Annotated in this window: 19 protein-coding genes; 8 read left to right on the top strand and 11 right to left on the bottom strand. The window is 68.4% G+C overall.

All coding sequences use genetic code 11. The features are described 5' to 3' along the window. Nucleotides 1-22 precede the first annotated feature (22 nt). On the bottom strand, nt 23-1,288 hold the full coding sequence (locus ABLI39_RS07435; RefSeq protein ID WP_349412806.1) for an MFS transporter: 1,266 nt from the start codon (nt 1,286-1,288) through the stop codon (nt 23-25). Between the two features lie 103 nt (nt 1,289-1,391). Between ABLI39_RS07435 and rraA the strand changes: the two genes are divergently transcribed. The 3 genes from rraA (at nt 1,392) to ABLI39_RS07420 (ending at nt 5,296) form a co-directional block, all read left to right on the top strand. Next, the gene (gene rraA / locus ABLI39_RS07430; protein WP_349412805.1) at nt 1,392-1,886 is read left to right on the top strand and encodes a ribonuclease E activity regulator RraA; all 495 of its coding nucleotides are present in this window, start codon (nt 1,392-1,394) and stop codon (nt 1,884-1,886) included. 131 nt (nt 1,887-2,017) lie between these two features. After that, nucleotides 2,018-3,670 carry an MDR family MFS transporter gene (locus ABLI39_RS07425; RefSeq protein WP_349412804.1) on the top strand — a complete coding sequence of 551 codons (1,653 nt, stop codon included), beginning with the start codon at nt 2,018-2,020 and terminating at the stop codon, nt 3,668-3,670. Nucleotides 3,671-3,856: 186 nt separating this feature from the next. Continuing rightward, nucleotides 3,857-5,296, top strand: a complete 1,440-nt coding sequence (locus ABLI39_RS07420; RefSeq protein WP_349412803.1) for a sugar porter family MFS transporter — start codon at nt 3,857-3,859, stop codon at nt 5,294-5,296. 79 nt (nt 5,297-5,375) lie between these two features. Here the strand turns inward: ABLI39_RS07420 and ABLI39_RS07415 are convergent, their stop codons facing one another. The 3 genes from ABLI39_RS07415 to ABLI39_RS07405 form a co-directional block, all read right to left on the bottom strand. Next, on the bottom strand, nt 5,376-6,602 hold the full coding sequence (locus ABLI39_RS07415) for an MFS transporter (RefSeq protein ID WP_349412802.1): 1,227 nt from the start codon (nt 6,600-6,602) through the stop codon (nt 5,376-5,378). 65 nt (nt 6,603-6,667) lie between these two features. Then, a complete protein-coding gene (locus tag ABLI39_RS07410) occupies nt 6,668-7,129 on the bottom strand; it encodes a MarR family winged helix-turn-helix transcriptional regulator (protein WP_349412801.1) in 462 nt (153 codons plus the stop codon). Between the two features lie 58 nt (nt 7,130-7,187). Then, nucleotides 7,188-7,709 carry a GNAT family N-acetyltransferase gene (locus tag ABLI39_RS07405; protein ID WP_349412800.1) on the bottom strand — a complete coding sequence of 174 codons (522 nt, stop codon included), beginning with the start codon at nt 7,707-7,709 and terminating at the stop codon, nt 7,188-7,190. Nucleotides 7,710-7,835: 126 nt separating this feature from the next. Between ABLI39_RS07405 and ABLI39_RS07400 the strand changes: the two genes are divergently transcribed. Next, nucleotides 7,836-9,410 carry an amino acid permease gene (locus tag ABLI39_RS07400; RefSeq protein WP_349412799.1) on the top strand — a complete coding sequence of 525 codons (1,575 nt, stop codon included), beginning with the start codon at nt 7,836-7,838 and terminating at the stop codon, nt 9,408-9,410. Nucleotides 9,411-9,555: 145 nt separating this feature from the next. Here ABLI39_RS07400 and ABLI39_RS07395 read toward each other — a convergent pair whose 3' ends face one another. From ABLI39_RS07395 to ABLI39_RS07385, 3 genes are read right to left on the bottom strand one after another with little or no spacing between them, the layout of a single operon-like run. Then, entirely contained in the window at nt 9,556-10,704 is a 1,149-nt protein-coding gene (locus tag ABLI39_RS07395) for a mannitol-1-phosphate 5-dehydrogenase (protein ID WP_349412798.1), read from the bottom strand. Continuing rightward, a complete protein-coding gene (locus tag ABLI39_RS07390) occupies nt 10,704-12,665 on the bottom strand; it encodes a PTS mannitol transporter subunit IICBA (protein ID WP_349412797.1) in 1,962 nt (653 codons plus the stop codon). The genes ABLI39_RS07395 and ABLI39_RS07390 overlap by 1 nt, the downstream gene beginning before the upstream one ends. 57 nt (nt 12,666-12,722) lie before the next feature. Beyond that, nucleotides 12,723-13,451 (bottom strand): TetR/AcrR family transcriptional regulator, encoded by a 729-nt coding sequence (locus tag ABLI39_RS07385; RefSeq protein WP_349412796.1) that lies wholly within the window; start codon nt 13,449-13,451, stop codon nt 12,723-12,725. 90 nt (nt 13,452-13,541) lie between these two features. On the opposite strand from ABLI39_RS07385, the gene ptsP reads away from it, so the two are divergent. The 3 genes from ptsP (at nt 13,542) to ABLI39_RS07370 (ending at nt 16,062) form a co-directional block, all read left to right on the top strand. Beyond that, nucleotides 13,542-15,227 (top strand): phosphoenolpyruvate--protein phosphotransferase, encoded by a 1,686-nt coding sequence (ptsP, locus tag ABLI39_RS07380; RefSeq protein ID WP_349412795.1) that lies wholly within the window; start codon nt 13,542-13,544, stop codon nt 15,225-15,227. 41 nt (nt 15,228-15,268) lie between these two features. Then, entirely contained in the window at nt 15,269-15,718 is a 450-nt protein-coding gene (locus ABLI39_RS07375) for a helix-turn-helix domain-containing protein (protein ID WP_349412794.1), read from the top strand. Between the two features lie 74 nt (nt 15,719-15,792). Further along, on the top strand, nt 15,793-16,062 hold the full coding sequence (locus tag ABLI39_RS07370) for a hypothetical protein (RefSeq protein WP_349412793.1): 270 nt from the start codon (nt 15,793-15,795) through the stop codon (nt 16,060-16,062). A 12-nt stretch (nt 16,063-16,074) separates the two neighbouring features. Here the strand turns inward: ABLI39_RS07370 and ABLI39_RS07365 are convergent, their stop codons facing one another. After that, on the bottom strand, nt 16,075-17,295 hold the full coding sequence (locus tag ABLI39_RS07365; RefSeq protein WP_349412792.1) for a PucR family transcriptional regulator: 1,221 nt from the start codon (nt 17,293-17,295) through the stop codon (nt 16,075-16,077). Nucleotides 17,296-17,540: 245 nt separating this feature from the next. Here ABLI39_RS07365 and ald point away from each other — a divergent pair, with 245 nt between their 5' ends. Then, nucleotides 17,541-18,659, top strand: a complete 1,119-nt coding sequence (gene ald, locus ABLI39_RS07360; protein WP_349412791.1) for an alanine dehydrogenase — start codon at nt 17,541-17,543, stop codon at nt 18,657-18,659. 77 nt (nt 18,660-18,736) lie between these two features. Here ald and ABLI39_RS07355 read toward each other — a convergent pair whose 3' ends face one another. From ABLI39_RS07355 to ABLI39_RS07345, 3 genes are all read right to left on the bottom strand, one after another. Next, nucleotides 18,737-20,248, bottom strand: a complete 1,512-nt coding sequence (locus ABLI39_RS07355) for a S8 family serine peptidase (RefSeq protein ID WP_349412790.1) — start codon at nt 20,246-20,248, stop codon at nt 18,737-18,739. Nucleotides 20,249-20,454: 206 nt separating this feature from the next. Further along, nucleotides 20,455-21,525 carry a Gfo/Idh/MocA family protein gene (locus tag ABLI39_RS07350; RefSeq protein WP_349412789.1) on the bottom strand — a complete coding sequence of 357 codons (1,071 nt, stop codon included), beginning with the start codon at nt 21,523-21,525 and terminating at the stop codon, nt 20,455-20,457. A 135-nt stretch (nt 21,526-21,660) separates the two neighbouring features. Then, a complete protein-coding gene (locus ABLI39_RS07345; RefSeq protein WP_349412788.1) occupies nt 21,661-23,373 on the bottom strand; it encodes an ABC transporter family substrate-binding protein in 1,713 nt (570 codons plus the stop codon). Nucleotides 23,374-23,405 lie beyond the last annotated feature (32 nt).

Raw genomic sequence — 23,405 nt, 5'->3', positions numbered from 1 at the left:
AGTCAAACGGGACCCCGAACCCCTAGTCCACGCCCTTGATCTTCACCACAAAGACGGCGCCCAGCAGGCCGATCGCCGCGGCCGCCAGGTAGAGCGAAACGTACCCGCCCCACAACGCCACAAACGGGTAGGCGATGAGCGGCGCGATCACCTGGGGCAGCGAATTGGCGATGTTGATGACGCCCAGGTCCTTGCCCCGGTTCAGTGCGGTGGGCAGCACCTCGGTGATCAGGGCGAAGTCGACGGCCAGGTAGGCGCCGAAGCCGATGCCCAGCACCGAGGCTCCGATCAGCGCCCCGGGCCAGGTCGGGGCCACGGCCAGGACCAGCGCGGCCACGGCGATGACCGCCGAGGAGAGGATAACGAGCGGTTTGCGCCGGCCCATCCGGTCGCTCAGCCGGCCGCCGATCACACTGGTGATGATGACCATAACCGCGTACAGGCCGGTGAGGATCAGGACGCCGGTCTCCGCCGCCAGGCCCTGCGTCTGGGGCAGGCGCACCGCGTCGGTGAGGAAGAACAGCAGGTACAGCGTGATCATGTGGTTGCCGATGTTCACCAGCAGCCGGGTCAACCAGGCCCAGGCGAAGTCCGGGTACCCGGCCGGAGAAATCCAGAAGTTCATCGCAAATTCCGCCAGCCGGAAGGGCGGCCGCCCGTCCCGCGGCAGCGCGACGTCGTCGTTCTTGAAGAAATACAGCACGACGCCGGCCAGCAGCGCCAGCGCGCACACCAGGTAGCCAAGCGCGAAGTTGCCGGAGACGACGGCGGCGATCACCGCGCCGGCGAGGATGCCCACCGTCTGGCCCATCGCGGCGAGGCCTCCCACCGTGCCGCGCTGCGGCGCGGGCACCCGGTCCGGAATGGCGGCGGTGATGGCGGCGTAGGCGCCGTTGCAGCCGGCCTGCACGAGGCACCAGAGGATCGTCATCACGGCGACGTTCGGGGCGCCGGCGAGCGCAATCAGGGCGGCCGCGCCGAGGATGGCGCCGAAGAGTACCCAGGGCACCCGGCGGCCGCGGCGGGCCACGGTCCGGTCGCTGAGTGCGCCGAACAGCGGGTTGGCCACGAGCGACACCGCCGCCCCTGCCCCGGTCACGAGGGCGAGGATGGCCTCTTTCTCGCCCTCATTGAAGGCCGCGGCCTGCTGGCCGAGGAGCACCTGCAGCGGGCCGAAGAACGCCGCGTTGATCCCCACGTTGACCAGCACGACGCCGGCGGTCCACACCGGGCGGACGCGGCGTTCCGGTTCGGCAAGCGCCGCCGGAGCGGTGTCGGACAGGCTCATGTGGTTCCCCCCGGAACTGATGACTGCAGCTGATGATCAGTGTGGGCCCAGACTATCGTGGGCATCAACACCCGCCAGCTATTGCCGAGAACGAGGAGAACCCGTGCCCGACTCCCCCGCGAACCCCGCGAACCAGATCAACACCGCCGACCTCTTCGACGAGCGGGGCGATGAGCTGGACTCCATCGCCTTGCAGTTCCAGTCCCTCGGCGGCCTCAGCCACTTCAGCGGCCCGGTGCGCACCATCCGCTGCCGGGAGGACAACGCCCTGGTCAAGGCCTTGCTGGGCTCCCCTGGCAACGGCGCCGTGCTGGTGGTCGACGGCGGCGGCTCGCTCCGCACGGCGCTGATGGGGGACATGATCGCGGCGAGCGCCGTCGAGAACGGGTGGGCCGGCGTCGTGATCAACGGTGCGATCCGGGACCGGGTGGCGATCGCCCGACTGCCGCTCGGGGTGAAGGCACTCGGCAGCAACCCGCGCAAGAGTGCCAAGGCCGGGGCCGGCGAGACCGACGTGGAGCTGGACATCGACGGCGTCGCCGTCCGGCCGGGCCAGCGGATCTGGTGCGACCCGGACGGGATCCTGCTGGAACGCTGAGCGGCTCCCCGGCCAGCGCGCCGGGGGCGGGGAGGCGGACGGGGATGCGGCCGGGAACAAAGCAGCCGGTAAGATAGTTACTGAAAGCAACCATCACGCTTGACCCCCACAAACTTCCCCCTGGAGCAGTTATGTCCAAAACCCAATCCTCACGCCTGCCCGGCGAGGTCCTGACGCACCGTCAGACCATCACCGTCATGGTGGGCCTGATGCTCGGCATGTTCCTGTCGTCGCTGGACCAGACCATTGTGTCCACCTCGATCTACACCATCGCCAACGACCTGGACGGCCTCTCGCTGCAGGCCTGGGCCACGACGGCGTATCTGATCACCTCCACGGTCAGCACCCCGCTCTACGGCAAGCTCAGCGACATCTTTGGCCGCCGCCCGCTCTACCTCGCCGCCATCCTGATCTTCCTGGCCGGCTCGTTGTACGCCGGCTCGGTGCACTCGATGACCGAACTCGCCATTGCCCGCGGCATCCAGGGCATGGGCGCCGGCGGCCTGCTGGCCCTCGCGCTGACCATCATCGGGGACATCGTGGCGCTGAAGGACCGCGCCAAGTTCCAGGGCTATTTCATGTCGGTCTTCGGCATCTCCTCCGTGCTGGGGCCCGTCATCGGCGGCGCCTTCGCCGGCACCACTACGATCCTGGGCTTCGACGGGTGGCGCTGGGTCTTCTTCATCAACATTCCGATCGGCCTGGCCGCCCTGGCCGTGGTGTTCCTGTACTTGCACCTGCCGGCCAAGCACCTCAAGCAGAAGATCGACTACTGGGGCGCCGCCGCCATCACCCTGGCGATCGTGCCGCTGCTCCTGGTCGCCGAACAGGGCCGCACCTGGGGCTGGACCTCTGCGGGATCCTTCCTCTGCTATGGCCTTGGCGTGCTCGGCATCGTCGCGTTCCTGCTCGCCGAGAAGCGTGCCGGCGACTACGCCCTGATCCCGCTGCGGCTGTTCCAGAACATCACCTTCGGGCTCTCCTCGCTGCTGAACTTCATCATCGGCGTCGGCATGTTCGGCGCCATCGCGATGCTGCCGATGTACCTGCAGCTGGTCAAGGGCCTGACCCCCACCGAGGCGGGCCTGATGATGATCACCTTCACCGTGGGCATCCTGACCGGCTCCATCACGGCGGGCCGGACCATTTCGGCGTCGGGCACCTACCGGATCTTCCCGATCCTGGGCACCGCCGTCCTGACCGCTGCCGCCGTCGTGATGGGCCTCTCCCTCGGCGTGGACACCCCGCTCTGGGTGCCCGGTGCGATCGCCGTGTTCTTCGGCCTGGGCCTGGGCTTCTGCATGCAGCCGCTCACCCTGGCCATGCAGGTCTCCGTCCCGGCCAAGGACATGGGCGTGGGCACCTCCTCCGCCGCGTTCTTCCGCTCCATGGGCGGCGCCGTGGGCACGGCCGTGCTCATCTCGATGCTGTTCAGCCTCGCCGCGGACAAGATCGCCACCGGGATGAAGGACGCCGTGCAGAACGCGGACTACCTCAAGGTGCTCAAGGACCCGGCCGTGGCTGCGGACCCCGCCAACGCCAAGCTCTACGAGTTCTTCAAGAACGGCGCCAGCAACGACTCGCTGAACGACACGAGCTGGCTGCACACCGCCAACTCGGCGCTGACCCGGCCGATCACGGAGGGCTTCGCCCAATCGATCGACGCCGTGATGCTCACCGCTGCCGTGCTCACCAGCGTTGCCTTCCTGATCAGCTTCGCGCTGCCGAACAAGAAGCTCACCGACCCGAAGGCCGCCGCCAAGGAGTCCGTCCCGGCGCACTAAAAACCCGGGCCATACGCAAACGGCAGGCAGTCTATTGGACTGCCTGCCGTTCGCGTCTGCCGGCCGGCCGCTAACTGTATGTTTCATCTCACTTTCGGCGCCCTGTGACAGGGACCGCAGTGGCACCGGTGTAAGACTGGGTAGTTGCGGCGCGAGCCGTGGACCACGAATTGCCGAGGGAGCCACATGACCACCACCCAAGACCAGACCGTCGCCAAGATCCCCAAACGGGTCATTTGGCTGGCCGTGGCGGGCGCCGTTGGCGGCTTCCTCTTCGGCTTCGATTCCTCGGTCGTCAACGGCGCCGTCGACGCCATCAAGGACGAATTCGCGCTCAGCGAGGGCGTGACAGGGTTCGCCGTCGCCGTGGCCCTGCTCGGCTGCGCGGCCGGCGCCTACCTCGCCGGCAAGGTCGCGGACCGCTACGGCCGGATCCCCGCCATGAAGATCGGCGCCCTGCTGTTCCTGGTGAGCGCCATCGGCACCGGCTTCGCCTTCGGCGTCTGGGACCTGATCTTCTGGCGCCTCATCGGCGGCCTGGGCATCGGCCTGGCCTCGGTGATCGCGCCGGCCTACATCTCCGAGATCTCGCCGCGGCACGTCCGTGGCCGGCTGGCGTCGCTGCAGCAGCTCGCCATCACCACCGGTATCTTCGCCGCCCTGCTCTCCGACGCCGTGTTCGCGAACTTCGCCGGCGGCGCCGACCAGAACCTGTGGTTCGGCGTCGAGGCCTGGCGCTGGATGTTCATCGCCGGCGCCGTCCCCGCCGTCGTCTACGGCTGGATCGCCTTCACGCTGCCCGAATCGCCGCGTTTCCTGGTGTTCAAGGGCAAGGACGAGGAAGCCCTCAAGGTCTTCGAATCCATCGCCCCGGACGACGACACCGACCGCCACCTGCGGGACATCAAGAAGGCCATCGAGGAGGACCAGCTCGCGGGCCAGAAGGGGTCGCTGCGCGGCAAGGCGCTGGGGCTGCAGCCCGTGGTGTGGATCGGCATCATCCTCTCCGTGCTCCAGCAGTTCGTCGGCATCAACGTGATCTTCTACTACTCCACGACACTCTGGAAGGCCGTGGGTTTCCAGGAGAAGGACTCGCTCACGATTTCCGTGGCCACCGCGATCACGAACATCCTGGTGACCCTCGTGGCGATCGCGCTGGTGGACCGGATCGGCCGCCGCCCCATCATGCTTGCTGGCTCCATCGGCATGGCCGTTTCGCTGGCGACCATGGCCGTCGCCTTCGGTTCCGCCACCGGTTCCGGCGACGCGATCACCCTTCCCGGCGCCTGGGGCCCTGCCGCCCTGGTGGCCGCCAACGTCTTCGTCATCAGCTTCGGCGCCTCGTGGGGCCCATTGGTCTGGGTGCTGCTGGGTGAGATCTTCCCGTCCCGCATCCGCGCCCGCGCCCTGGGCCTGGCCGCGGCCGCCCAGTGGATCGCCAACTTCGCGATCACGCTGAGCTTCCCGGTGATGGCGGCGGCCTCGCTGCCGCTGACGTACGCCATGTACGCCTTGTTCGCGGCGGCGTCGTTCTTCTTTGTGATGTTCAAGGTGCCGGAGACCAACGGCATGGCCCTGGAGCACGCGGAGACGCTTTTCGTCCCGAAGGGCTCCGCCAGGAAGTAATCCGCTCCGGCGAAGCAACAAGTGAGGCCCATGTTCCCGCGGGAACATGGGCCTCACTTGTTTGAGTCCTGGGCGCGGCCTACACGAGCTGCGGCTCGTGCGCGGCCAGGTAGCGGCGGCCGCCGAGGACCACCGCGATCGCCAGCCCCATCGCCACGGCCGCGGCGAAGAACGGAACCTGCGGCCCGAAGTGCTCGCCCAGCTGCGCCGCGGCGAACGGGGCCAGCGCGCCGCCCATCCAGCGCACGAAGTTGTAGCCGGCGGACGCGACCGGCCGCGGCGAATCCGAGACGCCCATGGCCAGCTCGGTGTAGATCGTGTTGTTGATCCCCAGCAGCGCGCCGGAGGCCACCACCAGGACGACGACGGCGGGAACCGAGTGCCCCGCCGCCAGGCCGAGGCCGGCGAGGTCCAGCAGCAGCAGCGCCAGGGTCCCGCCCAGCGCCCGGACCGCGCCGAAGCGCCGTTGCAGTACCGGGGCCACGAAGACCGAGAAGACGGCGACGGCGACGCCCCAGCCGAAGAACACGGCGCCGATCCCGTACGCATCCATGCCCAGGATGAACGGGGTGAAGGCCAGGATGGTGAAGAAGCCGTAGTTGTAGAACAGCCCGCTGGCCGCCGTCGTCCGCAGCCCCTTGTGGCCCAGGGCCAGCAGCGGGTCCCGGAGCCGGACCTTGCGCGCGGGCAGCGGGATCTTGGGCAGCAGTGCGATCAGGGCGATGAAGGCCGAGGCCATCAGGACCGCGGTGCCGAAGAACGGGGCGCGCCACTGCCAGCCGCCGAGCAGGGCGCCCAGCAGCGGGCCGAGCGAAATGCCCAGGCCCAGCGCGGCCTCGTACAGGATGATGGCGGTCCCGGCGCCGCCGCTGGCGACGCCGACGATCACGGCCAGTGCGGTGGCCACGAACAGCGCGTTGCCGAGGCCCCAGCCGGCGCGGAAGCCGACCAGCTCGCTCACGCTCCCGGAGAAGCCGGAGAGCGACGCGAACACCACGATGATGGCAAGGCCGGCCAGCAGGGTCCGCTTGCCGCCGATCCGGGAGGAGACGAACCCGGTGATCAGCATGGCGACGGCGGTGACCAGGAAGTAGCTGGTGAAAAGCAGGGATACTTCGCTGGGGGTGGCGTCGAGGTTCTTGGCGATGGCGGGCAGGATGGGGTCCACCAGCCCGATCCCCATAAAGGCGAACACCGCCGCGAGGGCCGTGGCCCAGACCGCCTTGGGCTGCTTAAGCAGTGAGGCTTTTTCGGCCTCGAGGGTTGATGTTGCTTCCGGCGCTGGCGCCGTGAGCTGGCCGTCCATGGAGGGCGCTCCTAATGTCGTTGGTTTGGTCTGCTGTGGTGCCCTGCGGGCCGGGGGGGCTGCCGTCAGGGCTGCAGGGACGCGTTGATCCTGCCGATCACCGGGATGGCGGCCGCCAGGGCCTCCCGTTCGGCCGCGGTAAGGGAACCGAGAATGCCCGCCATAACCGCGTTGCGGCGCTCGTTCGCGGAGTCGACGGCGGCGTGACCCTCGCGGGTCAGCTTGACCCGGACGGCCCGGGAGTCGGCCGGATCGGCGTCCCGGCGGACCAGCCCGGCGCGTTCGAGCTTGATGATCTGCTCGGTGGCGCTCGGCACCTTGACGCCGAGGTTGCGGGCAATCTCCCCCACCCGCACGCCGCCCTGGTCGGCGGCGTCGAGCAGCATCTTGAGCGTGCTCAGCTGCGCGGCGCTGAGTTCGCCGTCGGCGTCGAGTCGCCGGACCAGGTAGATGCTGTGGCGCAGGGCCTCGCGGAAATCGCCGGCGAGGGCGAGCAAGCCGGCGTCGGGCAACGGTTTTTCATTCATAGTTAGGAAGCCTAACAGTTAGGCGCCCTAAGAGTCAATGAAGCCGGTGGTGCGGGAGCTACAGCAGGAGCTTCATGCCCTCATGGCTCGCCACGAACCCCAGCCGCTCGTAAAAGCGGTGCGCCGCCGTCCTCGATTTGTCCGTGGTGAGCTGCACCAGCGAACAGCCCCGGCGCCGCGACTCCCCAAGAGCCCACTCCACCATGGCGGCGCCGACCCCCTGGCCGCGCAGCTCGCCGGCAACCCGGACGGCCTCCAGCTGCGCCCGCCACGTACCGCGCCGGGACAGGCCCGGCAGGAAGCTGAGCTGGAACGTCGCCACCACACGGGGTCCGGACCCGTCCGCCGGCGCCAGCTCCCCTGCCAGCAGCAGGTGGGCCGGGTCGGCGTCGATCGCCTCGAAAGCCGCTTCATAGGGGGTCAGATCCGCCGCATCCTCCCGCGCGGAGCCCAGCTGGTCGTCGGCGAGCAGCAGCAGAATGGCTGGCAGGTCCGCCCGAACCGCGCGGCGGAGGCGGAACGTCCCGCCGTCGACGCCGAATGTTAGCAGTGCGTTCTGGCCAGCCGAAGTGGAAGTCATCCGACCAGCCTGCCATGACGCTGCGGAGAACGTTCGATAGCGCACCACGATTTCCAAACCTGTACTTTGGAAAGGCTGATTTGTAACCGCCGTCACCTTCGGCGGACCACCCAAAGGATTGTTGACATGCCCCAACAGACAACCGCGGAGCAGAGAACTGCCTCCAGCCGGGACACCGAGCCCCACCTTGCACGCTCGTTGAGCAACCGGCACATCCAGCTGCTGGCCATCGGCGGCGCCATCGGCACCGGCCTCTTTATGGGCTCCGGCAAGACCATTTCAGTCGCCGGTCCCTCCGTGATCTTCGTGTACATGATCATCGGCTTCATGCTGTTCTTCGTCATGCGCGCCATGGGCCAGCTGCTGCTCTCCAACCTGAGCTACAAGTCCTTCAGCGACTTCGCCGGCGACCTGCTGGGCCCCTGGGCCGGCTTCTTCACCGGCTGGACCTACTGGTTCTGCTGGGTGGTCACGGGCGTGGCGGACGTGATCGCGATCGCGGGCTACGCCGAGGAGCTCTGGCCCGGCATCCAGCTCTGGGTCCCGGGCATCGCGACCATCATCATCCTGCTGCTGCTGAACCTGCCCACTGTCAAGGCTTTCGGCGAGACCGAATTCTGGTTCGCGCTGATCAAGATCGTGGCGATCGTGGCGCTCATCGCGGTGGGCCTGGTCATGATCTTCACCGGCTTCCAGTCCAACGCCGGCGCCGCGAGCTTCAGCAACCTGTGGAGCCACGGCGGCCTGTTCCCCAAGGAGTTCATGGGCTTCGTGGCCGGGTTCCAGATCGCCGTCTTCGCGTTCGTGGGCATCGAGCTCGTGGGAACCGCTGCGGCCGAGACCAAGAACCCGGAGCACAACCTACCGCGCGCCATCAACGCCATCCCGCTGCGCGTCATGCTCTTCTACGTCGGCGCCCTCATCATCCTGATGTCGGTGACCCCGTGGACCGGCTTCAAGGCCGGCCAAAGCCCGTTCATCGCCATGTTCTCCCTCGCCGGCCTCGGCATGGCCGCCACCGTCGTGAACCTCGTCGTCCTGACCTCCGCCATGTCCTCGGCCAACTCCGGCATCTACTCCACCTCCCGGATGGTCTACGGCCTGGCCAACGACGGCGACGCCCCCAAGCTCTTCGGCCGCCTCTCCAGCCGCAAGGTCCCGCAGAACGCCCTGTTCCTGTCCTGCGTGCTGCTGCTCGCCGGCGTCGCCCTGCTCTACGCGGGCAAGGACGTGGGCGTGGCGTTCGACATGGTCACCACCGTCTCCGCCGTCTGCTTTATGTTCGTCTGGAGCATCATCCTGGCCAGCTACCTGGTGTTCCGGAAGCGCCGGCCGGAGCTGCACGCGGCGTCGACGTTCAAGATGCCCGGCGGTGTCCCGATGGTCTGGGTCGTGTTCGCGTTCTTCGCGTTCCTTATCTGGGCCCTGACCACGCAGCCGGACACCCTCGTCGCCCTGCTGGTCACGCCGCTCTGGTTCGCGGTCCTGGCCGCGGCGTTCGCCGTCGTCCGCCGCACGCCGCTGCACCAGGCCCGGGTGGCCGAATGGAAGGCAATGGCCGACGCCGAAACGGCCGCCGCCGGCTCCCGACGCTCCCGCAGATCCGGCGCGTCTAGAAGCGACGCTCCCTCAGATCCGGCGCGTCTAGAAGCGACCCTCCCTCAGATCCGGGGCTTAAACGACGGGCCTTCCCTCACATGATGTGAGGGAAGGCCCGTCGATTTTCCGTCAAAAGTGAGGGAGCGTCAGCCCCAACCGCACCCAACGTGAGGGAGTGTCAGTCAGAAACCCACCAAAGGTGCGGGAGGGTCGATCGGAATCGTGCGAAACGTGAGGGAGCGTCCGGCTAGACGGCGGCCTTGGCCTCCTCGACGAGGGCACGGACGGCCGGGAACAGCGGGTGCTGCGCGTCCAGGCCGGTGATCCGCGTGGTGGCGTCCTCCGGGGTGGCGGAGTTCAGGAGCTGGGCCAGCTCCACGGCCTCGGCGTCGGCCGGGTCGTTGAAGCGCAGCGCGGCGGCGATCGCGCCGAGCAGCGCCTCAGGCACGATCCCGCGCTCGGCCAGCTCAGCGGCGGGGCCGATGAAGCGTTCGTGCCGGCTGAGCTTGCGCAGCGGTGCCCGCCCCACCCGGTTCACGGTGTCCGGGAGGTGCGGGTTGGAGAAGCGGCCGAGGATTTTCTGCACGTAGGCTTCCTGCTCCTCGCGGTTGAAGCCGTGCTTGGCCACCAGGAGCTCCTTGGTCTCATCCAGCACGGCGCGCACGTCCGCGGCGACGTCCTGGTCCGCCATCGCCTCGGAGATCTTGCCCAGCCCGGCCTCGAACCCGAAGTAGGCGGCCGAGGCGTGCCCGGTGTTGACCGTGAAGAGCTTCCGCTCGATGTAGGGCGCCAGGTCGTCCACGAAGGTCGCCCCCGGAATGACCGGCTCCTTGCCCGCGAACGGCGTCCGGTCGATCACCCACTCGTAGAAGGTCTCCACCGTGACGTCCAGGCCCTGCCCGGCCTCCTGGTTGGGCACGATCCGGTCCACCGCCGTGTTGGCGAATACGGCGGCGTCCTCCAGGGACCCGGCCGCCGGGTCCCACTGCGCGGCGATTTCGGACTTCAGGATGTCGGTCGCGTTGATGGCGTTCTCGCACGCCATCACCTGCAGCGGCGCCAGCCCCGCCGCCCTGGCCGCGATCCCCTTGGCGATCACGGGCGCCACGAACTTCAGGATGTGCGGGCCCACGGCGGTGGTGACGAGGTCCGCCGTCGCGATTTCCGCGACGACGTCGGCTTCCTGCGTGCCGGAGTTCAGCGCACGGAAGTTGTCCACGGTGCGCACGGCGGGGCTGTCCCCCACCTCGTGCACCTGGTAGCTGTCCGCCGCGGCGAGTGCGGTGATGAGGGCGTCCGCGACGTCCGCGAACACCACCTCGTACCCGGCCTCGTGCAGCAGCAGCCCGACAAATCCGCGGCCGATGTTGCCGGCTCCGAAATGAACAGCCTTCACTAGGAATTGACCCTTCCGAACAGGTCGAGCACTTCGTCGACGGTGGTGGCCGCCTCCAGCTGCGCGACCTGGGCCTTGTTGGTGAAGACCTTGGCGATCGAGGACAGGATCTGGAGGTGCTCGTTGTTGATGCCGGCGACGCCGACGACGAACTTGACCTCCTTGCCGTTCCAGTCGATGCCGTTCGGGTAGCGGACCACCGACACCGCGGACTTCATGATGTGGTCCTTGGCGGCGTTGGTGCCGTGCGGGATCGCGAGAAAGCTGCCCATGTAGGTGGAGACGGATTCCTCGCGCTCATGCATGGCGTCCAGGTAGCCGGCGTCGACGGCGCCGCGGTCCAGCAGCAGCCGGCCGGCCTCGTCGATCGCGGCGTCGCGGGTGGTGGCGGTGCCGCTGAGGACCACACTGTCGGCCACCAGGATGCCGGACGGGCCTGCTTCGGTTTCCGCGGCGGCGGCTGTGCCGGCGCCGGCCACGGCACCGCCCGCCACCGCGCCGGACGCATCCGCCGGCGCGTTGCTGCTTTTGACCAGTTCCACGATCTCGTCGTACTTCGGCGAGTTCATGAAGTTGTCCACCGACACGTGCACGGCGCTGGAGGTCGCGGGCTTGGCCCGTTCGGTCAGGTCCTGGTGCGTGATGACGACGTCGTAGGTGTCGCTGAGGTTCGCGATCGCGGAGTTGGTGACCTTGACGTCCGGGTAGCCGGCGGCCTTGATCTTGTTCCGCAGCACCGAGGCGCCCATCGCGGAGGATCCCATCCCGGCGTCGCAGGCGAAGACGATGTTCTTAACCGGTCCGGCCAGGACCGCGACGCCGCCCGCACCGGCTCCAGCCAGCGCGGAGGAAACGGAGCTCTTTTTGCCCTTCATGGCTTCCATCCGGGTGGTGGCGGCACCGAGCTCGTCACCCTCGACGTCCTTGCTGGCCTTGAGGATCACCGAGGCAATCAGGAAGGACACGGTAGCGGCCAGCAGCACGGACAGTGCCACCCCGAGGAAGCTGTCCGCCGGCGTCGCGGCGAAGACCGCGATGATGCTGCCCGGGGCGGCCGGCGAACGCAGGCCGGCGCCGGTGAGCACCAGGGTGAAGATGCCGGTCATGCCGCCGCCGATCGCGGCGAGGATGATGATCGGCTTCATCAGCACGAACGGGAAGTAGATTTCGTGGATGCCGCCGACGAACTGGATCAGCGCGGCGCCGGGGGCCGAGGCCTTGGCCATGCCCTTGCCGAAGATCATGTAGGCGAGCAGGATGCCGACGCCCGGGCCGGGGTTGGCCTCGAGCAGGAACAGGATGGACTTGCCCTGGGCAAGGGCCTGCTCGGTGCCGAGCGGGGTCAGGATTCCGTGGTTGACGGCATTGTTCAGGAACAGGACCTTCGCGGGCTCGATGAAGACGCTGGTGAACGGCAGCAGTCCGTTGTTGACGAGGAACTCGACGACGGCGCTGGCGCCGTTGCTGAAGGCCTTCACCACCGGGCCAATCACCAGCATGCCGAAGATGGCCATCACGGCGGCGACGATGCCGGCGGTGAAGTTGTCGATCAGCATCTCAAAGCCGGGCTTGACCTTGTTCTCCCAAAGGCTTTCGATCTTCTTCATGATCCAGGCCGTCAGCGGGCCCATGATCATGGCGCCGATGAACATCGGGATGTCCGTTCCGACGATCACACCCATCGTCGCGGCCGCGCCGACGACGCCGCCGCGCACCCCGTAAACCATGCGCCCGCCGGTGTAGCCGATCAGCAGCGGCAGCAGGTAGGTGATCATCGGCCCGACCAGCTTGGCCAGGTCCGTGTTAGGGGTGAAGCCCGCCGGGATGAAGAAGGCCGTGATGATGCCCCAGGCAATGAAGGCCCCGATGTTGGGCATGATCATTCCGGAGAGGAACGTGCCAAATTTCTGTACGCCGACCCGCACGCTGCTCCGGGGTTTCGCCACTGTCTCTGTTGCCATGTGATTTCCTAACCGTGATCCCTGCTGCACCGCAGGATTGTCCGATATTTCGTCGAGCTAGCTGGTGGAACTGGTGGAGATCCGATGAAGCCATTCGAGGAAGAGCTTGAGTTCGGAGCTGGAGAGCTGGTCCGAGTGCGAGGCCTGCAGCGCCGCGTTCAGGGCGATCGCCGCGACCACCACCGGGGACTTCCCGGAGTCTCCCGGCCCGGCCTGCCTTGCCTGCTCCGTGGAGACGGCAAAGATCATCGCGTCCCGGGTCATGCTGGAGAGCTCGAGGTTGCGCTCCGGCGCCTTTTCCGTGATGAGCATGAGCGTCACGCCCACGTTGGCGGCCAGGATACTCCGGGCCGCCTCCTTGGGCGGGACGGCCAGCTGGCCGGCGACGGCCGCCTTGTTCAGCATTTCCTCCATCAGCGCCTCGGCGTCGGCGACGACGGCGGGACGGCTCTCGGGACGGATATTGCCGAACATCACGAGGTACAGCTCCGGCTGCTTGAGCCCGAACTGCACATGCTGGTCCCACATGCGCCGGATGTCCTCCAGCGGCTCCCCGGACGGGGCGAAGTCGCGTTCGCCGGCGACGTATTCCTCAAAGCCGGCGGCGACGACGGCGTCGAACAGCCCTTCCTTGTCCCCGAAGTGGTGGTACAGGGTGGGCGCGGTGACCCCCGCCAGCTGCGTGATCTGGCGGGTGGAGACCGCGGCGCCTCCGGATTTGGCCAGCAATCCCGCCGCTGCGCGGAGCAGCCGGATCTTGGGCGGTAGCTGGCCATCGATACTCATAACCGCTACCCTAGCACCTATAGCAACGCTATATGAAGTGCATCACATACACTTTCTTTACTGGCTCACCGCAGAGAACGAGGACTTTCAGTGCAGAACTTCCAAGGAGTAGGCGTCAGCCCCGGCCGGATCATCGGCACCATCCGTCAGATGCCGAAGCCGGTCAGCGAGCCCCCGGCGGGCGAGCAGCTGCCGGCCGGCGTCTCCGCCGAGGACGCGACGGCGGCGCTGAAGGCGGCGGCGAAGTCCGTGCACGACGAACTCAAGGCCCGGTCCGAGACGGTCAGCGGCGACGGCAAGGCCGTGCTGGAGGCCACGGCGCTGATGGCCACGGACACCATGCTGCTGAAGTCGGCCGCCAAGCTGATCGGCCGGGGGACCTCCAACCAGCGGGCCATCTGGGAGGCCGGCGCGTCGGTGTCGGAGATGCTGCACAACCTGGGCGGTTACATGGCCGAGCGCGCCACCGACGTCCTGGACGTCCGGGCGCGGATTGTGGCCGCGCTGCGCGGTGTGCCCGCCCCGGGCATCCCGTCCCCCGCGACGCCGTTCATCCTGATTGCCGAGGACCTCGCCCCGGCGGACACGGCCACGCTCGATCCGGCGAAGGTGCTGGCACTGCTTACCGCCGGCGGCGGACCGCAGTCCCACACCGCGATCATCGCCCGGTCCCTCGGCCTGCCCGCCGTCGTCGCCGCCGCGGGGGTCGACTCCCTGCCGGACGGCACCGAGGTCTATGTCGACGGCGCCGCCGGTACCATCACGGCGGAACCGGAGGACGCGCAGCGCGCCGCCGCGGAGCACTGGGCCGCCACCGCGTCGCTGCTGGCGGACTTTGACGGCACCGGCACGACGGCGGACGGCCACCTCGTGCCGCTCCTGGCCAACGTCGGCGGGGCCAAGGACGCCGTGGCCGCCGCCGGGCTCAACGCCCAGGGTGTTGGCCTGTTCCGCACCGAATTCTGCTTCCTGGAACGGGACACCGAACCCTCCGTGGACGAGCAGGCCGCCGCGTACAAGGGCGTCTTCGACGCTTTCCCCGGCAAAAAGGTGGTGCTCCGCACGCTCGACGCCGGCGCGGACAAGCCGCTGCCGTTCCTCACCGACGCCACCGAGCCGAACCCCGCGCTCGGCGTCCGCGGCTACCGCACCGACTTCACCACGCCGGGGGTGCTGGAACGCCAGCTGCAGGCCATCGCCCGGGCGGAGCAGGACTCCGAGGCGGACGTCTGGGTGATGGCGCCAATGATTTCGACGGCGGAGGAAGCCGCACGGTTCGCGACGCTATGCGCCGAGGCCGGGATCAAGACGCCCGGCGTGATGGTGGAGGTCCCGTCCGCGGCGCTCACCGCCGAGGCCATCCTCCGGGAAGTGGCCTTCGCGAGCCTGGGCACCAACGACCTCACCCAGTACGCGATGGCCGCGGACCGGCAGCTCGGCCCGCTCGCGGCGCTGAACACCCCGTGGCAGCCGGCCGTACTCCGGCTCGTGGGCCTCACGGTTGAGGGTTCGGCCGCGGAAGGGCACGGCAAGCCGGTGGGGGTCTGCGGCGAGGCCGCAGCGGATCCGGCCCTCGCCGTCGTGCTGACCGGCCTGGGCGTCACCACCTTGTCCATGACGGCGCGTTCCATCGCCGCCGTGGCCGCGGTGCTGAAGACGGTCACCCTGGCCGAGGCGCAGGAGCTGGCACGGCTGGCCCTGTCCGCCCCGAGTGCCACCGAGGCGCGGGCCTGGGTCCGGGCCAAGCTGCCGGTGCTCGAAGACCTCGGCCTGTAACGGGCGTGTGAGCCCCGGCCCGGGGCGCTAGGATGCACTCCATGACACTGATTGCGCCCCGGGTGACGGCCGGGCTCCCGGCCGAGGATGCACAGAAACTCCGGTACGCGCTCAACGGCAGCAGCGACATCACCGTGTTCGTCGACGGCACCGTGCACCGCGTGCCGCCGGCGGCGAGGGACGCCGTCGTGGACCTGCTGGGCCGCTTCAGCCGGGGCGAGTCGGTTACGGTCAGCAGCGTGGAAGAGATGCTGACCACTTCGAAGGCCGCGGAGCTGGCGGGGATCTCGCACACCTACCTGCGCAACATGACGGACCGCGGCGAGATTCCGGTGGAGTACCGCGGAACGCACCGGCGGATCCGGCTGGCCGACATCATGGCGTGGCTTGAGACGCAGAAGAAGAACACGGCGGCGGAAAAGGCGGCCCAGCCGGCCGGCGGCGGGGACTCTTCCGGGAGCAAAGATGACGGCGGCGCGGATGTTGCATGACGGCGTGATAAGGATCAAACAACGATCCCGGCCCCGCGCGGAAACGCGGCAGAGGCCGGGGTTACGCTTGAATTGTGGGTAAGTTCAGAGGGTGGCACATCCTGGCCGGCATCGCCGCCATGGTGCTCACCGGCATCCTCGGAACCGTGATGGGGCTGAACTACACGGCGGCTTTTATGGCCAGCTGCGTCGCGTTCGTCGCCGTCGCCCTGTGGACCGACAGCCGGATAACTCGCCGCAGGCGGGAAACAGCGCGAGAGGCACAGCGGGACACAGCGCGAGAGGCACAGCGAGACACAGTGCGGGAGCCGGCGCAGGATCCCGCCCTCCGGGATGACCACTAGGCACCCGGCACGTCAGATCCTCGGCCGGTCGGCCCAGCGCCGCGCCTTGAGCGCCGCATGCAGTTCCAGCCGGACCATCCCCTTGAGCGGATCGACGCCGAGCACCTGCCGGATCCGGCCCAGCCGGTTGTAAACGCTGCTCCGGTGCAGGTGCAGCTTGGCCGCCACTTCCTGGACCGAGCTGTCGTTGTCGTAGAAGAGTTCCAGCACCGGCAGCAGCTCCCCGTTGCGGTCGTGGTCCTCGAGCATCCTGAAATACACCGAGCCGGCGTCCGCCCAGGCGCCGGCCCCGCCGCCGGCCGAGGCCAGCAGCTGGTAGAGGCCGGTGGCCCGGCAGTCCACAAGCTCCCCAAGCTGGGGGTCCACCGCGGCGGCCTGCGCCGCCTGGCGGGACTGGCGGTAGGCCTCGGCGAGTTCGCGCGGCCGGGAGAAACCTTCTGAGGTGCCGAGGATGATCCGGCGGACCGGGCGCCCGGCACGCTTGGACAGTTCCAGCTGGTAGTGGACCAGGACCTGGGCGTGGGCCGCGCGGCCGGAGGACTCCTTGAACAAGACGACGGCGTGCGTCTCGGTCCCGGCGCTGAAGAGGGCGGCGTCCACCCCGATGGTGGCCTGCAGCGCGGCGGAGCGGTGGATCAGGGTGGAGGCGATGGGGTCCGATCCCTCGGCCCAGCCGTCGGCGTCGAGAACGGTCACCAGCTGCCACGGCCCGCGGCCCTGGACTTCCTTCCAGCCCGCGACGGCGGCGACGGCGTTCACCTCGCCCCGGCAGGCGGCCAGGAACTCCTGTTCGCGGCGGCGGCGGAACTCGGATTCGGCGGTGTTGGAGTCCAGCAGCAGGGCCGAGAGCTGCTCGAGCTCGGGCGCCACCTCCGGGAGCCGGGCCAGGACGGCGCCTGCGGTGGGTTCCTCGGCGTCGAGCTGGACCCAGAGGTACCCCACCCGGAACCCGCGGACCAGCAGCGGGACGCACACGCGGCCCAGCATGCCCAGTTCCTCGTTGGCCGGCACCACCACCGGGCGCACCGCCGTCGCGATCCCGTGCGAGAGCTGCCAGGCGCTGACGTCCACTGCAACACGTTTGCTGAGCAGGAAATTGACCCGGACCCGGTCCGCCTGGGACTGGTTGGAGCTGTAGGCGAGCAGGACGCCGTCGAGGTCTTCGAGCGAGAGCCCGCGCCCCAGCCGCTGCGCCACGCTCTCCACGAGCTGCTCCGCGTCCTGCTGCTGCATGCTGCCACCTTACTGCCCCGCCGGGTCCGCCCACGAGCGGCGCGGCGGCGGACAGCAGGCGACACCTGACGCTCGGGGAATCGACAAATGTCGAGCCAGTTTTTTCCAGAACCGCGGAATGACGGGGGCGGCGCCGCGGACGGTTCCGGAGGCACTGTCGCCTGCCTCACAGCCGGTCCTATTCTGGAATCACGACTTCCCCCGTACATCCCGGCCCACAAAGCCGCCACCATTGGAGCCCACAAATGATCATCGGTGTCCCCAAAGAAATCAAGAACAACGAATTCCGCGTGGCCATCACGGCCGCCGGGGTGCATGAATTCCGCCACCACGGCCACACCGTGCTGGTTGAGCGCGGCGCAGGCCTGGGCTCCGGCATCACCGACGAGGAATACGCCATTGCCGGCGCCGAGATCGTCACCGAGGCCGACGACGTGTGGGCCCGCGCTGACATGGTTATGAAGGTCAAGGAGCCGGTCAAGGCCGAATACCACCGCTTCCGCAAGGGCCTGGTCCTCTTCACCTACCTGCACCTGGCGGCCGAGCCGGAACTGACCCAGCAGCTCATCAACTCCGGTGTCACGGCCATCGCCTACGAGACCGTGCAGGAGGGCCGCTCGCTGCCGCTGCTGGCCCCGATGTCCGAGGTTGCCGGCCGCCTGTCGGTCCAGGTCGGCGCCACCTCGCTGATGGCTCCGGCCGGCGGCAAGGGTGTGCTGCTCGGCGGCGTTCCGGGTGTCCGCCCGGCCAAGGTGGTTGTCCTGGGCGCCGGCGTGGCCGGTACCAACGCCGCCGCGATGGCCCTGGGCCTCGGTGCGGACGTCACCATCCTGGACATCAACATCAACCGCCTGCGCGAACTGGATGCCCTGTACCAGGGCCGCCTGAAGACCGTCGCGTCCAACGCCTACGAGATCGAGAAGTCCGTCGTCGACGCCGACCTCGTGATCGGTTCCGTGCTGATCCCCGGCGCCAAGGCCCCCAAGCTCGTCACCAACGAGCTCGTGTCCCGGATGAAGCCCGGCTCCGTGCTGGTGGACATCGCGGTGGACCAGGGCGGCTGCTTCGAGGACACCCACCCGACCACGCACCAGGAGCCGACCTACAAGGTCCACAACACGATCTTCTACTGCGTGGCCAACATGCCCGGTGCCGTGCCGAACACGTCCACCTACGCGCTGACCAACGTCACCCTGCGCTACGCCGTCTCGCTGGCGAACCTGGGCGTCAAGGCCGCGTTCGAGCGCGACGCCGCCCTCGCCGCCGGCCTGAACATCGCCGGCGGCAAGGTGGCGCACCGTTCGGTCTCCGAGGCGCACAACCTGCCCCTCGTCGCCGACTGGCACGAGCTCGTCTCCGCGTAAGCCTCACCGGTCCCGGCCCAGCCGGACACAGCAAGCGACTGTTCCATTGGAACAGTCGCTTGCTGTTTAATTCCCGGTCAGCCCCCGATCGCGCGGAGGGCGTTCACCTGGCCCTTGCCGTAGAAGCCGTTGCCGCCCGTGCCGCCCTGGCAGACCTGCGGTGCGCCGTTGGACTGCGAGGGGAACGGGGCATACATGGCGGTGTCCGGGCAGGCCATGCCGTCGGCGGTGCCGCTGATCCGCGCGGCCACGGCGCCCGGGGTGGTGACGCCGCTGCTGACCACCAGGGCCGCAATGCCCGCGACGTGGGGGGAGGCCATCGAGGTGCCCTGCAGGTAGCAGTACACCGCACCGGCCTCGACCACCTTGAGCGCTGCGGAGCACGGCTTGGACGACGGCCAGGTGGACAGCACACGGCCGTTGACGGCCGCCGGTGTCACTTGCAGGCGGCGGTCCCCGCCGGGAGCCACGACGTCGGCGCTGCCCACGCCGTAGCTGGAGTAGTAGGACTTGAAGCCCTTGTTGCCGTTGGCCGTTACACCGATCACCCCGGAAACCTCCACCGGCACTACGGCGCAGGCGTTGGTGATCTCACGCGAGACGGGCGCGGCGTTGTCCGGGCTCATGACATCGCGCGTGGGGTGGGCAAGGTCGTCCGAGAAGTTGCCCTGGGCGGCAACCACCGTGGTGCCGCTCTGCTGGGCGAAGCGGATGGCCCGGCGTTCGGCCTCCCAGATGGCGCGCTGCTCGGGGTCGTTCTTGCAGTTGAAGAGGTACGGATCCGCGAAGTAGCTGTTGTTGGTGACCTGGATGCCCTTGGCGGCCGCCCACATGAAGGAGCAGACGATGGCCTCGGGGTAGAAGAAGCCGTCCGCGGTGCTGGCCTTGATCCCGGCGATCTTCACGTTCGGCGCCACTCCCACCATGCCGATGCCGTTCTTGGCGGCCGCGATGGTGCCCGCGGTGTGCGTGCCGTGGCCATGGTCGTCCATCCAGGCGGACGGGGACTGGTTGGGCACCCCGCCGACGCAGGAGACGCTCTTGCCGAAGTCGACATTGGCGGCCAGGTCCGGGTGCGTGTAGTCGAGGCCGGTGTCGATGTCGCCGACCACCACGGACGTGCTGCCGCCGTTGAGGGCACGGGCCGCGGGCGCCTGGATCTGGTCCATGTCCCACTGCAGGCCCGACAGGCTGTCGCCTCCGGGGGCCGGGGTTCCCGGAGCGACGGGCGCCTGGGCGTCGGCATCCTCCGCGGCGCCCTCGCCGGCGGCGACCCCGAGGGCGGTCGTGGAGGCCGCGCCCTGGACCGAACTGTCACGGGCCTTCAGGGCCGGGCCGAAGCCGGCGCGGTCCGACTTTACGATCGCCACGCCGATTTCCGGGTAGCTCTGGACTACGGTTCCGCCGGCCGCAGCGACGGACTTCAGCGAGGCATCCGAGACCCCGTTGGCCGTGTACAGAACAACGTAGTTCTGCATGGGGCCGGCCGCGGTCTCCGCTGAGGCGGCAGGATTGGCCGCACCGGCCAACAAGCCCACTGCGAGGCCGACTGTGCTCAGCGGTGCAATGAGCCTTTTGAGTTTTTGCATCGTGCTGCTCCATTTCTGCCAGGGCAGCGGGACACGGTAGCGGCCGGCTGCGCTGGGTTCGCTCTCCAATCGGCCGAGGGCGTCGTTGCCGAAGGCCGCTTCCGGGGTTCACCCGACCAAGTCTGGTGAAGGCCCACGGCTTCGACCATAGTGACGCAAGTTACAGTTGTGAAGCCCTGAGGGTAAACGAGCCAGCGAAAAGCCGGTCAGACGAGGGTCCGCACCCGCTCGATCAGCTTCAGGACCTCGACGGCGTCCTCCGGATCGACGGGGAGCGGGAGACCCGAGGCGGCCCCGCCGTCGGTGATCTTGTCCGCCAGGATCCGGTAGAACGCCGGGTAGGCGCCGCGTTCGGTGGGCAGGCGGTCCAGGTGGCCGTCGCGGCCCAGCTGGCCGGCCCACCCCCGAGCCTCCACGCCGTAGTCGGCGTCGAGCGGGCTCCCACCGGCGGCGAGATAAGGCTCCTGCGGGTCGACGCCGTGCTTGGTGAAGCCGCCGTCGCTGCCCAGCACGCGGTACCGCGGGCCCTGCTGGGCGCAGAGCAGGTTCATCCAGAGGTGGCTGGTGGCCCCGGAATCGTGCCGCAGGGCCACAAAGACGTCGTCGTCCGCCCGTTCCCCGGGCCGGCGGGCCGCCAGCTCCGCGTGCGTCACGGCGGCGGGGCCAAAGAGTTGCACGGCCTGGTCCAGCAGGTGCGTGCCGAGGTCGAACAGCACCCCGCCGCCGTCGTCCGCCGTGGCGGCGGCTTTCCAGGCCTTCGTAACCTCCGGGGACCAGCGTTCGAAGCGTGATTCGAAGCGCGTGACGGTGCCCAGGAGGCCGCGCTCCAGCAGGCCGCGCACAGTCAGGAAGTCGCCGTCCCAGCGCCGGTTCTGGAACACGGTCAGGACCCGGCCGAGCCGCGCGGCGAGGTTGATGAGTTCCTCGCCCTCGGCGCTGTGCACCGTGAAGGGCTTGTCGACGACGACGTCGAGGCCGGCTTCCAGCGCCGCCTTGGCGAGCGGATAGTGGGTGGCCGGCGGGGTCCCCAGCACCAGCAGGTCCAGCGCGCCGGCGCGGGCGAGGAGATCGGCCGGGGTGTCGACGATGCCGGCCGCGGGGTGACTTGCGGTGGCGGCAGCCTTCCGGCCGGCGTCGGAGGTGGCGATGGCGTCCAGCGAGTAGGCGGGGTTGGCCGCGATCAGCGGCGCGTGGAAGACGCTGCCGGACAGGCCGAAGCCGGCGATGCCGGTACGGATGGGGGCGGTGCGGACGGGGGCGGTGGAGTCGGCGGGCATGGTTCCACGCTACTCCGGCCCCGCACGACGCTCCCGCAGCTCTGACAACAAGTCAGGCGACGCTCCCCCACGAAGTGAGGAAGCGCCGCCCGAAAAGCCGCTATAGCTGAGGGAGCGTCGGAAGGGAGGAAAGAGTTACTTCTTTTCCCAGCCGATGGTGGTCCAGTCCGGAACCTGGGACAGGCTCTTGAACAGGGACGGGCCGTAGTTGGCCAGGCCGGTGCGGACGAAGGAGATCTGCGGGCCGTTCATCACAACACCCATGGAGAAGTACTTCTCCATGTGCTTCTTCTCAACGTCCATGGCCGCCTTGTTGCGCTCGGCGTTGTCCGGGATCGTGGAGAGCTTCTGGATAGCAGCGTCGAGCTCGGCGTCGCCGAGCTTGTTCGCGTTGGTCTTGGAGTCGTAGAACTGCTTGACGGCGTCGGTTGCATCCGAGCCAACGGTGTAGCCGGAGATGCTCAGGAAGAAGTCGCGGCTGCCCACAACCTTGCCGAAGTCCGCGGAAGCGCGCTGGTCGATGCCGACGTCCATGCCGGCCGCCTTGAGCTGGTTCTGCAGGGTCTGTGCGAAGGCCAGCGTGGTGGGGTCGTCACCGAAGTTGCTGATCTTGAAGGCGGCGGGAACGCCGGCCTTTTCCATGATGCCTGCGGCGTTGGCCTTGTAGCCGGCGTCCGTCAGGACCTTCTTGGCTGCGTCGGCGCCGGATTCCTTGACCGGGTAGTTGTCCTGGTAGTACTTGGAGAACGGCAGGAGCATCATCGAGCCGGAGCTCTCTTCTTCCCAGTTCAGGCCGTTGAAGCGGACCTTGCGCAGCGCCTGGCGGTCGACGGCGGTGAAGATCGCCTTGCGGATGGCGACGTCGGTCAGCGGGGCCTTCTGCGCGTTGAGGTTCAGGCCACCGGCGAAGAGGCGCTGGCCACGGCGGATCTCGGAGTTCTTGGTGCCGCCGAGCTGCTTGTACGGGGTGATGGTGTTCGCGGAAACACCGTCGATTTCACCGTTCTTGAAGGCGGCGATTGCGGCGCTGCTCTCCAGCTGGCGGAAGACGACCTTTTCCAGGACCGGCTTGTTGCCCCACCACTTGTCGTTCTGGGCGAGGGTGACCGTCTTGGCGGCGCTGTCGTACTTGTCGACCTTGAACGGACCGGCCATCCACTCCGGGTGCATCTCGCCGGTGAAGCCGTCGTTGAAGATCGCCGGGGTGTTCACGGCCGGGTGCACAAAGCCGGTGAAGAGGGAGTCCAGCGGGTAGACCGGCTGGGTGGTGGTGACGATGACTTCCTTGGCGCTGGAGCCGGCCTTGACGGAGTCAACGAACTCGTACGCGCCGGAGCTGACGATGTCGATGTCCTTGTTGGTGCCCTTGAGCATGTTCCAGGTGTTTTCGAACGTCTTGACGTCGATCGGCGTGCCGTCGTTGTAGGTGGCCTTCGGGTTCACCTTGATGGTGATGGTCTGCTTGCCGTCCTTGACCTCGCTCTTGACGTCTTCGCAGAAATCCTTGTTCGGCGAGGCGGTGCCGTCGAAGTCGAAGTTCCAGCAGCCCCAGGTGCCGGCCTGGTCGATCGGGCGGTGCAGGGCGGTGTTGTCCGCGCTGTTGCCGTTGTTGGAGAACCCGTTGAAGTCCGGCCCGAGGTTGCCCAGCGGCAGGGTGACGGTGCCGCCCGGCTGCAGGTCCTTGGCGTCCTTGGCGTTGATGCTGACGAGCTTGGCCAGGTCGCTGCCGGCTTCCTGGCCCTTGGCGGCCTCGGGCCCCTTTGCCGCGCCGCCGCCACCGCCGCAAGCGGTGAGCGCAAGCGCTGCCACGACGGCGGTAACGCCGCCGATCTTGGTCAGATTCTTCATGTGTTCCCCTTTTTTCTTATTTTGGTGCGAGT

Origin of the sequence: Pseudarthrobacter sp. B907, assembly GCF_040137805.1 — a bacterium.
GTDB lineage: Bacteria > Actinomycetota > Actinomycetes > Actinomycetales > Micrococcaceae > Arthrobacter.
The sequence above is the reverse complement of the archived record's forward strand: the minus strand, read 5'-3'. Positions and strand labels throughout refer to the sequence as shown.

Bases quoted from the DNA above. Each gene is read 5' to 3' on its own strand.
- ABLI39_RS07435 (WP_349412806.1), bottom strand. From the start codon at position 1,288: ATGAGCCTGTCCGACACCGCTCCGGCGGCGCTTGCCGAACCGGAACGC.
- ABLI39_RS07405 (WP_349412800.1), bottom strand. From the start codon at position 7,709: ATGACTTCCACTTCGGCTGGCCAGAACGCACTGCTAACATTCGGCGTC.
- ABLI39_RS07400 (WP_349412799.1), top strand. From the start codon at position 7,836: ATGCCCCAACAGACAACCGCGGAGCAGAGAACTGCCTCCAGCCGGGAC.
- ABLI39_RS07425 (WP_349412804.1), top strand. From the start codon at position 2,018: ATGTCCAAAACCCAATCCTCACGCCTGCCCGGCGAGGTCCTGACGCAC.
- ABLI39_RS07345 (WP_349412788.1), bottom strand. From the start codon at position 23,373: ATGAAGAATCTGACCAAGATCGGCGGCGTTACCGCCGTCGTGGCAGCG.
- ABLI39_RS07415 (WP_349412802.1), bottom strand. From the start codon at position 6,602: ATGGACGGCCAGCTCACGGCGCCAGCGCCGGAAGCAACATCAACCCTC.
- ald (WP_349412791.1), top strand. From the start codon at position 17,541: ATGATCATCGGTGTCCCCAAAGAAATCAAGAACAACGAATTCCGCGTG.
- ABLI39_RS07365 (WP_349412792.1), bottom strand. From the start codon at position 17,295: ATGCAGCAGCAGGACGCGGAGCAGCTCGTGGAGAGCGTGGCGCAGCGG.
- ABLI39_RS07420 (WP_349412803.1), top strand. From the start codon at position 3,857: ATGACCACCACCCAAGACCAGACCGTCGCCAAGATCCCCAAACGGGTC.
- ABLI39_RS07410 (WP_349412801.1), bottom strand. From the start codon at position 7,129: ATGAATGAAAAACCGTTGCCCGACGCCGGCTTGCTCGCCCTCGCCGGC.
- ABLI39_RS07355 (WP_349412790.1), bottom strand. From the start codon at position 20,248: ATGCAAAAACTCAAAAGGCTCATTGCACCGCTGAGCACAGTCGGCCTC.
- ABLI39_RS07385 (WP_349412796.1), bottom strand. From the start codon at position 13,451: ATGAGTATCGATGGCCAGCTACCGCCCAAGATCCGGCTGCTCCGCGCA.
- ABLI39_RS07390 (WP_349412797.1), bottom strand. From the start codon at position 12,665: ATGGCAACAGAGACAGTGGCGAAACCCCGGAGCAGCGTGCGGGTCGGC.
- ABLI39_RS07375 (WP_349412794.1), top strand. From the start codon at position 15,269: ATGACACTGATTGCGCCCCGGGTGACGGCCGGGCTCCCGGCCGAGGAT.
- ABLI39_RS07350 (WP_349412789.1), bottom strand. From the start codon at position 21,525: ATGCCCGCCGACTCCACCGCCCCCGTCCGCACCGCCCCCATCCGTACC.